Annotated in this window: 11 protein-coding genes; 3 read left to right on the forward strand and 8 right to left on the reverse strand. The window is 45.2% G+C overall.

The window, feature by feature from the left end:
- Position 1: 1 nt before the first annotated feature.
- The 3 genes from PP178_RS08125 to PP178_RS08135 all read right to left on the reverse strand — a co-directional run bounded on the left by PP178_RS08125 (position 2) and on the right by PP178_RS08135 (position 3,737).
- Entirely contained in the window at positions 2–2,173 is a 2,172-nt protein-coding gene (locus PP178_RS08125; protein WP_272593844.1) for a xanthine dehydrogenase family protein molybdopterin-binding subunit, read from the reverse strand.
- A gap of 77 nt (positions 2,174–2,250) precedes the next feature.
- On the reverse strand, positions 2,251–2,712 hold the full coding sequence (locus PP178_RS08130) for a (2Fe-2S)-binding protein (protein WP_272593845.1): 462 nt from the start codon (positions 2,710–2,712) through the stop codon (positions 2,251–2,253).
- Between the two features lie 95 nt (positions 2,713–2,807).
- Entirely contained in the window at positions 2,808–3,737 is a 930-nt protein-coding gene (locus tag PP178_RS08135; protein WP_272593846.1) for a polysaccharide deacetylase family protein, read from the reverse strand.
- A gap of 132 nt (positions 3,738–3,869) precedes the next feature.
- Between PP178_RS08135 and PP178_RS08140 the strand changes: the two genes are divergently transcribed.
- Positions 3,870–4,958, forward strand: coding sequence for a vWA domain-containing protein (locus PP178_RS08140; protein WP_272593847.1), 1,089 nt, complete (start codon positions 3,870–3,872; stop codon positions 4,956–4,958).
- Positions 4,959–5,199: 241 nt separating this feature from the next.
- Here PP178_RS08140 and PP178_RS08145 read toward each other — a convergent pair whose 3' ends face one another.
- The 3 genes from PP178_RS08145 to PP178_RS08155 all read right to left on the reverse strand — a co-directional run bounded on the left by PP178_RS08145 (position 5,200) and on the right by PP178_RS08155 (position 8,821).
- Positions 5,200–6,675 carry a M14 family zinc carboxypeptidase gene (locus PP178_RS08145; RefSeq protein WP_272593848.1) on the reverse strand — a complete coding sequence of 492 codons (1,476 nt, stop codon included), beginning with the start codon at positions 6,673–6,675 and terminating at the stop codon, positions 5,200–5,202.
- A 117-nt stretch (positions 6,676–6,792) separates the two neighbouring features.
- The gene (locus PP178_RS08150; RefSeq protein ID WP_272593849.1) at positions 6,793–7,215 is read right to left on the reverse strand and encodes a 3D domain-containing protein; all 423 of its coding nucleotides are present in this window, start codon (positions 7,213–7,215) and stop codon (positions 6,793–6,795) included.
- 13 nt (positions 7,216–7,228) lie between these two features.
- Positions 7,229–8,821, reverse strand: a complete 1,593-nt coding sequence (locus tag PP178_RS08155) for an FG-GAP repeat domain-containing protein (protein ID WP_272593850.1) — start codon at positions 8,819–8,821, stop codon at positions 7,229–7,231.
- Between the two features lie 100 nt (positions 8,822–8,921).
- Between PP178_RS08155 and PP178_RS08160 the strand changes: the two genes are divergently transcribed.
- The gene (locus tag PP178_RS08160; protein WP_272593851.1) at positions 8,922–10,253 is read left to right on the forward strand and encodes a serine hydrolase domain-containing protein; all 1,332 of its coding nucleotides are present in this window, start codon (positions 8,922–8,924) and stop codon (positions 10,251–10,253) included.
- Positions 10,254–10,483: 230 nt separating this feature from the next.
- Positions 10,484–11,638 (forward strand): carboxylate--amine ligase, encoded by a 1,155-nt coding sequence (locus PP178_RS08165; protein ID WP_272593852.1) that lies wholly within the window; start codon positions 10,484–10,486, stop codon positions 11,636–11,638.
- A 12-nt stretch (positions 11,639–11,650) separates the two neighbouring features.
- On the opposite strand, the gene PP178_RS08170 is transcribed toward PP178_RS08165, so the two are convergent.
- Together PP178_RS08170 and PP178_RS08175 are read right to left on the reverse strand one after the other, a co-directional pair.
- Positions 11,651–12,493, reverse strand: coding sequence for a 1,4-dihydroxy-2-naphthoyl-CoA synthase (locus PP178_RS08170; protein WP_272593853.1), 843 nt, complete (start codon positions 12,491–12,493; stop codon positions 11,651–11,653).
- A 47-nt stretch (positions 12,494–12,540) separates the two neighbouring features.
- Positions 12,541–13,782, reverse strand: a complete 1,242-nt coding sequence (locus tag PP178_RS08175; protein ID WP_272593854.1) for a glycosyltransferase — start codon at positions 13,780–13,782, stop codon at positions 12,541–12,543.
- Positions 13,783–13,786 lie beyond the last annotated feature (4 nt).

Genomic DNA, 13,786 nt, shown 5'->3' on the forward strand with positions numbered 1-13,786 from the left:
ATTATCCTATTATTTCCTTTTCGGGAACGGTTAGTAATTCGGGGTATTTTATAAAGGGTTGCTTGTATAGACGCTTGCCTGTAGCGGCTTTTAAAGCATTGGCAACAGCTCCTCCTGCTGGAGGCAAGGTGGGTTCTCCCAATCCTGTGGGCGAGAAATCGTTTTCCATCAGGTGCACTTCAACTTCCGGAGCCTCGTTTATCCTGATCAGTCGATAACTGTCAAAATTCCCGGACTGGGGTACACCATTTTCAAATGCGAAATCCCCGTACATTGCATGTCCGACACCATCGATTACTCCTCCTTCTATCTGGTTCAGCGCTCCTAATGGGTTGACAACGATCCCGCAATCGACCACACAGGTTATCTTTTTCACCACCGGCATGCCATCTTCGATCTCCACGTTGGCCACTTCGGCCACATGACTGTTGTGGCAGTAATAATTGACAAAGCCCTGGTATACACCATCGGGCTGATTACCCCATCCGGATTTATCTACAGCGGTCTTAATGACCTCTTCCATTCGTTCCGGGGAATATTGTATCCTTTCGTCCGTGGTTCCCTTTACCTTCTGTAAAAGATCCAGCCTGAGCTGAACCTTGTCTACTTCCATCATTTCTGCGAGTTCATCAAAGAAACTCTGTTCTGCAAAAGCCAGGAAATTAGTATAAGGAGCTCTCCACGCCCCGGTGGTTATATTACTATCGTGCTTGGCTACATCCACCTGGTAATTTTCAATAGCTCCGGCGGGAAAGAAATTAGGGATCAGGCCATACATATTACTGTTGACCGAAGCTTCTTTGAGATGGTAACCGGTTACTTTACCGTCTTTTACTGCGGCCTTAATCCTGTATTTGATCGCCGGCCTGTAAATTCCGGCTGCCATATCGTCTTCCCGAGAAAAAACGACTTTCACCGGTTTACCGGCCTTATGTGATATTTCCGCAGCTTCCAGGGCAAAATCTCCGTACAACCTTCTTCCGAAACCACCACCCATCCGGGTCATTTCCAGGTGAATTTCATCGGGGTTTCGCCCTAATTTTTCTGCGATTTCCTGGGCTGTACGCTCAGGGGTCTGTATTGGGCCTACCAGGTGAATTTTATCGCTGCGGACGTCCGCGTAAAAGTTCATAGGCTCCAGGCAATTATGTGGGAGAAACGGTGATTCATAAGTCCTTTCCAGTACCTTATCGGCACCTGCAAATGCTTTTTTCACATCCCCATCTGCTCTCAGCGTCTGGAACTCTTTCCCATCCAGCAAGCCGGTCAGGATACGATCGTGATCTGTCGTACTTTCCAATTTACTATCGTTTTTCCAACTGACATCCAAAGCTTTTTTGCCCTTCATGGCCGTCCAGGTATCTTTGGCCAGGACTGCAATCTTATCGCCAAAAGGAACCACATCCAGCACGCCCTCTATTTGCTTAGCCGCAGAATCATCATAGGAATCCAGTTTTTGACCGAATGCCGGCGGTCTTATTACGGAGGCAATCAACATTCCTTCTTTTTTATAATCAAGACCAAATAGCGGTTGGCCGGTGACTATTTTATCCAGGTCGACATTCCATGTGTCTTTCCCGATGATCTTATATTCTGATTTCTTCTTAAGTTTTACTTTATCCGGTACTTCCATGCCGGCAGCATCCTTAACTACATCCCCGTAACCAAGGGTTTCCCCGGCACCATTGGTAATGACACCTTCGCTGGTAGAGCATTCTGCAGGGTCTACTCCCCACCTGGAGGCAGCGGCATTCACCAACATCTGCCTGGCCGTGGCACCGGTCTGTCGGAGTGGCTCCCAGCCAAACCTGATCGACTGGCTACCTCCCGCAACCTGCCTTGTGTAGTTATTGGTATCCAGAACTCCTTGTTCTACCAGTACCTTATCCCAGGCTACATCTAATTCTTCCGCGATCAACATGGGCATGGAAGTCTTTACCCCCTGCCCTATTTCCGGGTTCGGAGAAAAGATGGTGACGGCTCCATTATCTGCGATTTTTATAAAGGCATTAAAGTCGTTGTAATTGAGCGATGCAAGATCTACAGGAGGCTTGGCCTCCGGTTTACATGCAGTAAAAAGATTAAACCCGATTAATATTCCTCCACTTGCCAGTGAACTGGTTCGCATAAAGTCGCGTCGGCTGAAGGTTATTGTTGGCTTGGAAGTAGACATATCGTTGGTTTTGTGAATAGTTGTTTTAAAGATCCGGTTTATTAAACCGGTCAGTAAATATTATCAGCTGATGAGTTTTAGCTCATGTTAGAAGCTGCTTTTTCCACAGCCTTGTAAATGCGGCTGTATGAAGCACAACGGCAGAGATTCCCCTGCATAGCACTTTTGATATCCTGAGACTCGGGGTTAGGATTTTTATCCAGGAAAGCCGCTGCGGTCATGATCTGTCCTGCCTGGCAATAGCCGCATTGAGGAACATCCACCTCTTTCCAGGCTTGTTGTACAGGGTGCGAGCCGTCTTTTGAGAGTCCTTCTATCGTGGTTATCTCCTTGTTCTCCACTTGTGCTGCTGTCAGCACACAACTGCGAACTGCCTGCCCGTCCAGGTGAACAGTGCATGCCCCGCACTGGGCAATACCACATCCGTATTTAGCCCCTACCAGATCCAAATGATCCCGGAGTATCCATAATAAGGGGGTATCTTCACTGACGTTGACGGAACGACTTGCCCCGTTTACTTTAATCTGATAAGTTGGCATAACAAGCTTGTTAGTTTGTGAAATTGGTTGTCCTTACAAGGTATCAAAAAATGAATACTTAAAATGGGGTTTTAACAATATGTTAAATGTTAAAACTATTCGGCCCTACTGATCTTATCGCGCAATTCCCGATATGTCACCAGGATGATATCTTCTTCCTGTAGCAGACTTCGAAATGCTTCACTGGTAAAGTAATCGTAATCGGCCTGCCTCCAGCTTGCGCCCCAATCAGGATGATCTACGGTAATGGCTTGCATCTCTTCGTCGTCATAGGCCAGGTGAATCAGCAGGGAATGCAGTCCCGGGGGTAGCTCTCTCAATAAGCGATCGTAATATTTTTCCGGTCCCTTCCGGTAATCCTCAGGAACCACGGTATGGATACCGTCCATGAGAATTGTATTTTGATCTAGCAGTTCCCTGATGCCGGGATGGTCTAACTGCAGGATACTTTTTGGTAATAATTGTGGTAGCCGGTACTCTTTACCTACCCGCATATATGCAGCTATAAACTCCGGGGTGCTCAATGCCGCTCCCATATGGGCATCCAAATGGGTTACGTCTATTCCTGCCCTATATGCTTTATCCACCTGGTTTCTGAGCTCTCGCTCAACTTCTTCGGGTTTTCCCAGCCTTGCCGTACTATCTACGGTGGCGTAGAAATATCCTTCGTTATTGACCAGTGTGCGGACAGAATCCCTGGAGCTTACCGGACCCCATTTATAATATTTCCATTCGCTGTTCAGGGTCAGGTGCAAGCCGAGATCAGCCTGTTTATTTTTTCTGGCATAAGCGGCGATCTCCGGGAACCAGGGGCAAGGCACCATAATACTGGCAGAGTTAACCGGGCTGTCCTCCAAACCGGAAATACTGGCACTGTTCTCTGAATGAGCAACCCCAAGATCGTCGGCGTGAATGATCAGTAACCTGGCCTTTTCTGGGTAACCCAAACGTTCAGCAATAGAGGGTTGCTGCCCATGTATATGGCATGTTGTGAAGAGAATCAGCAGGGAAAAGAATGTTTTCATAGGAGCGTGATTAAAAATGGATAAAGAAAACTACAAAAATAAATTCTGAATCTATCGCATAAGAATTTTCCGTGCTTCATACTTTTGTGGCCAATCATGCGTTATGGACGCAGAACAATAAACCTTATGTCTATGAAATTTATACGCTCCATCTTTACTATTCTCAGCCTTGCAGCCCTGGTGGTGTCCTGCGGGAATGCCGATAATGATGTCGATTTTGAATTTAACCAGGGAGAATTAGGACAGGGAAAACCGGTTGATGATTGCCTTGGTCTTGGAGAAAATGAATTAATACTTTCTATACAGGACCAGTTTACTACCCTACCCGGTAAAGTATCGATCTTTTTTAAAGTATCCGACAGCAATGGAAACCCGGTACCCGGTCTGGAGGCCAACCAGTTCACCATTTATGAACAAGGCCGTAATGATGACTGTTTTAACACCATTTCCACCTCGGAATCACAAGCGCGAATATCGCCTAATTCCCAGATATTCAGAAATAACACTTTATTAGTGCTAGACCTTAGTAATAGCGTATTGAGCAGCAGCCTGGATGAACTGAAGTCTGCTTCCATAAGCTTTGTCAATAACGTTATGCCCGCAGCGGAAACAGAATCTTACAAAATGGCTATTTATTGGTTTGACGGGGAAGACAAATTACACCTATTAAACCCGCTGACCCAGTCCAAGACAGAACTGATCGCTTCTATTGATGGGATTACCAAGGATATCAGTACAGACCCCTCTACCGATCTTTACGGGGCCGTTATTAAATCAACCACCATAGCAGAGGATGTGCTGAGGGAAAGTAGTAATAACGACGTAATTGCTGCGGCATCCGTAGTGGTTTTCACCGATGGAACAGACCAGGCTTCCAGGTATACTGAGAAGGCTGCTATAGAGAAAGTTGAAAAGGCTAATCGCAATATATCCTTCTTTTCTATTGGTTTGGGAGCAGAGATCGACGCTGATATCTTATCTCAGATCGGTAAAACCTTCAGTGTGTTTGCCGGGAATAAAGAAGAATTGGAGACTACATTTAACGACATCTCTTTCCGGGTTTCTGAACAGGCCAGTAGTTTTTACCTGTTCGAATACTGCAGCCCCAAAAGGGATGGCAGCGGGGAGAACAACCTTGCGATACAGGTCAGGGATGGTAACCGGCAGGGAGCAGTTCAGACCAAATTCAGCGCTAAGGGATTTACCGGTGGATGCGAATAAGAAATGCACAATTTAAATATTAAAAGACCCTATCCAGGGTCTTTTTTTTGTGCTGCCGGTAGGGAAAAACAAAGCTGAGTTGTTTTATAATAACAAGGTAGTTCTCCCATATACTACCTTTCTACATATAGCCCCAATAGACCTTTATATCTGGCGCTTGTCTTCAGGGGAAAGAAGGTGAGTCCACTATATAAATGGTCTAAGCAATACGCCTCCCCAGGCGTATTGCTTTTTTAAACCCCTATCGTAAAATAAGGGCGTTCTTGAATTTGAACTCCTTTTCCTGTCCTTGAAGCGGGATAAGGAATCCATTTACTACGGCATACTCATTGTTGCCGTTTTTCTGCAATAAAAAGTTCGGATTACGATCTACCGATAAACGGAATTCCGGTAATTTATACGATGTGCTCAGCACATTGATCGGCAACTCGATATACTTGGCAGACTTGCTAAGATCAGCTACCTTAACATAGAGATATCCCTCTTTTAAGACTTGCAACAGGTCTAAGCCCTTTACCGCCTCCAGGTTGCCCAATGTTTTAGGGTATATTTTTCCGGGTACAGCTTGGTAACCCTTGGCATCCATAACCTGGTATCCATAATAGGTAGAAAGATCTCCCTGGTCCGCAATGGTACTTCTATTCCAAAAATCAGTATGCTTGGCATTGTCTATTTCAGTTCGTTGTATCCCCAGGTCAAGGACATATTCGTTTCCTAATAGGTTATAGGTAAGCCCTTCTAATTTAAGATCGAACAATTTGCGGTCATTCTCAGGTATTTTCTCATAAGAGGATAAGGGAATGTCTTTATGTTGCCCGGTTGCGATAGTATAGATCGCAGATAAGATAGATACGTAATTCAGTTTCCTGATCTCTTGTTTTTCCGGGTCACCGGGAAATCCGCCTGACTCTATGAGTATGGTACTCGTACCCCACTTCTGAATATTATCCCCAAAGGCCCTGGGCTCAAAATCATCATTGTAACGGCCTACCTGTCCCGGGGCATATTTCTGTATGATGTCGTTCATAAAGACGATTACCTTCATGGCATCCCCCCGGACATCATTAATATCCTTTTCATAATTATAGGCAGGTGCCAGGTACGAGATTGTAGCCGGTTTGGGTGTTCTTTCGGCGTTGTAATACACGCTTTGGTCATGGAGGTTAAACCCAAAGTCGGCCTCCAGGCTGTCGCGGACTCTTTTCAGGGTTCTTCCCTCAGGCGATTGCAGCCTCAGGGCATCGCGGTTGATGTCTATTCCCAAAGTGTTCCTGCGTTGAAACACCTCTGCCCCATCAGGATTAAGCATGGGAAGGAAATGAATCTTCAATTCGTTGAGCATCGCCTTTTTCTCTTCTTTAAAATCGTCACTAGAAAAGAAATTAAGAATGTCAAAAATTGCTTGTGTGGCCGTAGGTTCATCTCCGTGCATCTGTGACCATAAAAATACATCAGTCTCTCCCTCTCCTAGGCTGATTAAATGCAGCGGTCGGCCTTCTATAGAGGTTCCCACCTTGTTTACCTGGTATCCCTCCTTATTCCTGTACTTATCGATCAGAGGCTGTATATCCTTATGCTTGATACGTCTTTTCTCTATACTGTTCTCATGGTAAGAATCATATGTGGCGTACAAGGTGTCTGTTATATTCACGGTTTGGGCTTCAGAAACACAAGAGATAAATAACAGCGCCTGCAGCGCGAGAAGTCTTTTAATCATTAGTTTGCTTTTAGGAATGGTCTAAAAATACTACTTTCTGTCCCCGTCCAAAATATTGTACCTGATTCTTTTTTCAAGCTCCGGTTTAAAACTTGGATCTACGAATTAATCAGTGTTTTATTTTGGCAATGGACTGAAGGCCGAATCCGTTTTTACCGGGTAACTGATCAAAACTTTTTGCACACCCCATTTCCTTGCTTTCTTGATATCCTTCCCCATATAAATATCGATCTTGTTTCTCCATCGATAGTGCATCTTATCTTTTACGAGGAAGACGCCATCCAATCCTTCAATAAATACAGGCGTATTGTGATCCAGGCCCTTTTTCAATAGGTCGCGGGAGACCGCTATGGCACGCATTGTTGGTTTTAAAGTATCCCCCCAGGCCGCAAGGTTACTATCTTCGTCAGTCTGCCATTCTACCGAATTATAAGCCGATGCCCTTACCTCCAGGGTTTTCCAGGTGTATTCCGGTACGGATTCCCCCTTAGCGCAACTAAAACAGCTAAGCAGTAAAAAGAAGGACGATATTCTTTTCATAACTTAAATAAATTCAATCTACGGTCTGATTCTCCAATAGAAGAATATCGATACCGTACATGTCCCATGCCTTGAGCTGTTCCTCCGGAATGGGTGTAAACGCGTAGGTGAACGCGGTGAGGATCAGGTCTGTATCACCATCCTGGTCCACATCGCCCGTATCCATCAGGAACCATCGACCCATATCGGAAATGGACTGCCCTATGGCCTTGAAGCTGAAATTATCACTGTCCTCATTTTCAAGATAAATAAAAGTTTCAAGCATCTCATTTTCATAGTCAGGAAAGGTGGATAGTAAAGCGAAGTCTATATCCCCGTCCTGGTCAAAATCACGGGCACTTACTCTTGTGGCGCCATGCATTGGGAAAAAATAAGCTTCTTCAAATCGGTTTTCTCCATCGTTCAGGTATAACCGCATTCCGTGATAGGGTTTATGGATGTATGTTTTATCCGCGTTATCACCATGAACCGAAACTATATCCATGTCCCCGTCTTTATCGTAGTCCAGGAGTTCAAACCAACTACTGCCGTAGATCGGGCTGTAACGGATAAGTTTTTCCTGTATAAACTCCCCGTCTTGCTGTTGGGAGAGAAGGGTGATGCTTTCATCTCCCTGCGATGTCAGGGCAATAATATCCTGGAGACCGTCTGCATTCATATCTTCTACTGCAGTTTTTATTACACCGGCCTGGTGCATCAATATTTTTTTATCATATGTACCCTCTGTGTTTTTCTTGAACAGGCTTAAGCTTCCCCTCAAATTACCGAATTCGCTCACTAAGATCTCGCAGACCTGGTCCTGGTCTAGATCAACGGCAAGGGAATGGACCGGCCTGTGCAGCAGGCCCGGTAGGGCTATCCTTTCACCTGTATTTGCATTAAATAGATTTCCCCTCGCAATTTCTGAAGGGTCAAGCTTACCAACGCTGGTCACTATTTCCAGGGAATCTTTTCCGGAATACGATGTTATCCCTTTCTCAAAGGATCCCATATCCTGCCAGGTAGAATCTTTAAAATTGAATTTTCTTAAACGCCCATCCAGATCCCCCGTAAAAAGGGTGGAATTTTGTTCTTCAAAGTCCAGCGAGCTTATATATGTACCCTGGATACTATCACTGAGAAGAACCTTTAATTCAAATAGTTCTTGCTGCGGGAGAATAGTTCTGTTTTTTATTTCACCGATATCTGCCGGAGCCATTTCCAGGATATATTCCTTAAGTAATTCCCAATCTTGCCGGGCGATGAGTGGCTGCCCCGGGTAGATACCTGTTTTAATCACTTCTTCCTGCTCGCGATATGTAAGGCCTCTGTAAGGATTGTAGTCGCCATCCTCTATACCTAATCTTGCTGCCATATCGGGCAAAACACTTTTGGCCCAGGTATTACGGGGAAGATCCTCTATAGCAGGCGCCAGATGACAACTGGCACAATAGGATTGGTAGAGGGCCTGCTGTCTTTCCTTCTTAGAAGGCTTGCAGGACAAGGCCCCGAACATCGATATCGAGAGAAAAAAATAAACGAACTTCTTAAAATTGGCCGGATTTCCGGAAACACCGTGCCTGATACAATAATAGAACAAGCTATAACACCACAATGGTCTGGTCACTAAAAGCACGTTATTAAGAGGGAATAGAGGTTCATAATTTTCACTTCGTTTAGCTATAGCAAAAGTGTATATTGTCCTTTTGAAAGTTACAATAATTCTTATGAAACTAAGCGTAAAGATTCTTTTGGTATTCCTGTTGTTGATAACAGGGGTAGTCCTGTTTCAATTACCCAAACTGAATATAATATCAGGTTATGCCGCAAAATACATGGCATCCGGTGTACACCTGGCCGATAGAACACCGGCGGACATTATTCGCCAGGACTACAATGTGCCATTGATCGAATGGGCGGATGCTGAATTAGTGGAACAGGGCGGGGAAGCGAAAGCTTCTGTTTTTGGACTGGCAGAAAGATATGCGCTGTGCCGCGACGGGTTGGGATGCGTACTGTTCAATAAAGACTTTGAACCCAAAAACAACTGGCTCACCCCTAAACGAACTATAAAGGCGGATACCCTGGAATACCCTTTCGGAAGCCTGGAGCCAAAGGATACTGTATTCCCAGAGATCAATTATCGGCAATTAGAAAAAGCCGTTGCTCATGCCTTCCGTGAAAATGATACACAACGTACTCGAACCCTGCTTATCCTGTATAAAGACAAGATCATCGCAGAACGATATGCCGAAGGGTTTGATAAAAACACCCCGATTCTAGGTTGGTCAATGACCAAAAGTATATTAGCTACCCTCTATGGCATCCTACAGGAAAAGGAAGTACTGCATATAGAGGACCCAGCACCGGTAAGGGAATGGCAGGGAGATGAACGCAGCCAGATCAGCCTCAAAAACTTGCTGCAAATGCAAAGCGGATTGGAATGGGAGGAAGACTATTCCAAAATCTCTGATGTAACGGAAATGCTCTTTTTTGATGCGGACATGAGCCGTGCGCAACGCGAAAAAGAACTGCAGGCCATTCCCGGGACACAGTGGAATTACTCTTCTGGAACTTCTAACCTCTTGTCAGGTATATTAAAGAATTATTTTAATACAGAACAAGAGTACCTGGATTTCCCCTATTCAGCGCTTATAGACAAAATAGGGATGCACAGTATGCTCATAGAAACTGACTGGGAGGGCAATTTTGTCGGATCTTCCTATGCTTGGGCTAATACCCGCGATTGGGGAAAGTTTGGGCTGCTCTACCTGCACCGGGGCGAGTGGAACGGGGAGCGCTTATTCAATCCTTCCTGGGTTGATTTTGTGACTAGCCCGGTAGAAGATTCAGCAGGGCAATATGGCGGACACTTCTGGCTTAACCAGGGGAAAGTCTATCCCAATGCTCCTTCAGATCTTTACTCCGCCAATGGTTACCAGGGGCAGCATGTCTATATTATTCCGTCAAAAGAGCTCGTCATAGTCCGAACAGGATTGGCAGAATCGCCCGAATTTGATGCTGATGGCTTTTTAAAATCACTCCTCCAGGCTTTCTAGACCATAAAAGATATCAGGGGAACATACTTTCACCACAAGTTTTCAGCAGTTGACAACAATAAGTTTGAGACAGGCCTATGTGGTTGTATGTTTACCATGTAATAAAAAACGGAGTTAATTTTTTCATTTTCATATAGTGTTCTCGTAAAAGAGTCCTGGACGTAAGAACAGGGCTCTTTTTGATTTTAATAAGAAGTTATTTACCTTTTTTCCATTGTACTGATTAACGAATGAAAGACGAACTCGGTTCCATATCTGTCCTGATCCCCGATGGCGAGAGTTTTTATCTCCGTACTGTACTTCACTGTCTTTCGCGGATAAAAGGCGCGAGGATATATGTGCTTTCCGCTAAACGTTACACTCCCATGCGTTTCTCGCGGTATATATATCATTATGAATACCATGAACTTTCAGACGACACAGCTGCATGGATAGCCCTGATCAACCAGCGGATGCAGGAACACCATATTGATGTCCTGATGCCCATTTTTGAAGAAGGTATCCGAAAGCTGGTCGAGAATAAGCAGCAGCTAAGATTTCGTGAAAAGACACTTCTTGCCGCATCAACTACGGAATTTGATATTGCTAACGATAAATCGAAGCTTGCCCAACATTTACAACAACACCAATTACCGGTTCCCCGTTCTTATCTGCTACAGGACAAAAATGACAACTCGCTTCAAGAGTGTCATTTAAATTATCCCCTGTTAGCTAAACCTTTCCTGGTATCGGGAGGTGGAGAAGGTATTGTGCCTGTAAATAACAAAAATGAACTCCTGGAGAAGTTGGAAAGTGGCACTGTTCAAACACCGGTATTATTACAGGAGCAATTAGACGGCCACGACCTGGGTTGCAACGTGATCTGTAAAGAGGGCGAGATCCTTGCATTTACCATTCAGAGGGGGTTCTTATACAACAAAACTCCTTTCTCACCTCAGATCGGGCTGACGATGGTACAGGATGAGGCGGTAATACAATCCGTTAGAAAACTCATGAAATCCTTGAAATGGACCGGTGTGGCGAACGTGGATCTTTTCTACGATAATAATAGCCGGGAATATAAAATCCTGGAGATCAATCCACGCTACTGGAATACGCTCCTTGGATCCCTGGTTGCAGGGGTAAACTTTCCCCTCGTTTACTGCCAGGCTGTGCTCGGAAAGCCCATCACTGAAAACACCTATATGGCGAAGGATTTCGTAAATCTCAAAGGTATCTTTGCGAGTATTGGCAAAGATTATAGGGTTATTTTCAGACCTGGATATTTATGGAATCACTCCCCACTACCATACATCGTTAAGGATCCTCTCCCTGTGGCTTATCAGTTTGTCTGGAGAACCAAGAATATCCTTCTCAGGAAGATTAAGGGCAGAAAAACTTTATAGGTTAGATTCCGATCACGGAATCCAATTGTCTTTACCGAAATTCGGCTTGCGTTTTTCCAGGAATGCGTCCCTGCCCTCTTTAGCTTCTTCCGTCATATATGCCAACCTGGTGGCTTCACCGGCAAATACCTGTTGCCCAACCATCCCATCATCCGTAAGGTTCATGGCAAACTTCAGCATTTTGATAGAGGTAGGAGATTTCTCCAGGATCTCCCTGGCCCATTGATAGGCCGTATCCTCAAGTTCAGCATGCGGAATCACGGCATTGACCATTCCCATCTCATAAGCATCTTTTGCACTGTAGTTACGACCCAGGAAAAAGATTTCGCGGGCTTTTTTCTGCCCGACCATTTTTGCCAGGTAAGCAGAACCGTAACCCCCATCAAAACTGGTCACGTCAGCATCCGTTTGTTTAAATATCGCGTGTTCTTCACTTGCCAATGTAAGATCGCATACCACGTGCAGACTGTGCCCCCCTCCTACTGCCCATCCTGGGACAACAGCGATAACGACTTTCGGCATAAAGCGGATAAGTCGCTGTACTTCCAGGATATTCAGCCGGTGATACCCATCTGTACCCACGTATCCTTTATGTCCGCGGGCCTTCTGGTCTCCCCCGCTGCAGAACGAATACACTCCATCTTTGGGCGAAGGACCTTCTGCCGACAACAATACCACCCCGATGCTCGTGTCTTCCTGTGCATCGTAAAAAGCATCATATAATTCCTTGGTAGTCTGTGGGCGGAACGCATTCCTGACCTCTGGCCGATTAAAAGCAATCCGTGCCACTCCGTCACATTTCTTATAAGTGATATCCTGGTACTCCCGAACGGTTACCCAGTTAGCTGTCTCCATGTTGATTTAATTTATAAAGGCTAAAGATAAGGTACTTTTAAAAAAAGTTATCCCTGTTTCCCGGCCTGATTATTGTTCTTGGCTTCTATCCATTTGCTCATATATTTGGTAGCAGCCATCGAATGATGACGTAAAATACTGCCAAACAAGTTTTTAGCCCGGTGAGCTCTTAAGGAGCGATGTATTTCTGATAGTGTGCTTATTAGCTTGGGTTCCCACAGGTCACGATTATATTTTGCATCTAAAATGGTCTTCCCCGCTTCCACACTGTTTATCCAAAGGGTTTTATCAGTATACAAATCAGCGGCAGATCGTATAAAGTCTTCCGGTTCATCCGCAATACAACCGTTCCAGGGTAAACCATCGTGCATCCCTTCGGCCCCGATACTCGTAGTAACACTTGGGGTGCCTACTTGCATAGACAGCAAGAGCTTGCCTTTGATCCCGGCGCCGTACTGTAACGGTGCCAATTGCACCCTGGCATTTTCCATTGCCTTTTTTGCATCTTCTACCCAGCCTTCTACCAGGAAACCTTTTGCAGGTTGGTGCAGCTGTTGAATGGCTTTTGGTAGGTAAGCGCCATAGACCCGAATGCAGGCATCGGGAATGAGTTTTTTTAAACCCGGCCAGATCTTTTTGTAGAGATACTGCACGGCGTCCATATTGGGATGGTGCTTGCCATTCCCGATACATATAAAATCTTTGCGTTTGTTAAAATCAGTGGTTATCGTATTCACAGTACTTGTCATAAATGGGACCAGGACTAGCAGTGAGGAATCAATTTTTACCTGATCCTTCAGTAATGAATACTCATAAGAGGAAATCACCAAGCTCAGATCTGATCGCCAGATGCTTGCCAGTTCCCTGTAGGTCAGGTCTTGTTGTAACCAGGCATCTAAAGAGAAATCCCGGTCTTTCGTTAAAGCTTCTTTCCTGGCATTGCGGAGCGAATGCAAATCTTCGGTATCCAGCACGCGTAGCGCATCCGGCGCATTAGCCTCTACGCGCCAACCAAATTGTTCTTCGGTATGGAAGCGGTCAAATAGTACAACATCGGGTTGCAGTTCTTTGACAAAAGCATCAAAAGAAGAATCGTTTATCCGGATGGTCCTGGTCTGTATACCTTCGGCTTTGAGATCTGCAGTATAGGAAGAGGCAGCAGCGGTAGAGGCAAAGGTCTGTTGGTAGCCGGCTTCCCGGAAACACCGCAATAATTGCATCATGCGTACACCTGCAGCCGTAGTAGCAGGTTCCGGCCAGTTATATCCAATGATCAGGAGTTTTTTCATGACA

This window comes from Zeaxanthinibacter sp. PT1, from assembly GCF_028464225.1.
In the GTDB taxonomy this organism is placed as follows: Bacteria; Bacteroidota; Bacteroidia; order Flavobacteriales; family Flavobacteriaceae; genus Zeaxanthinibacter.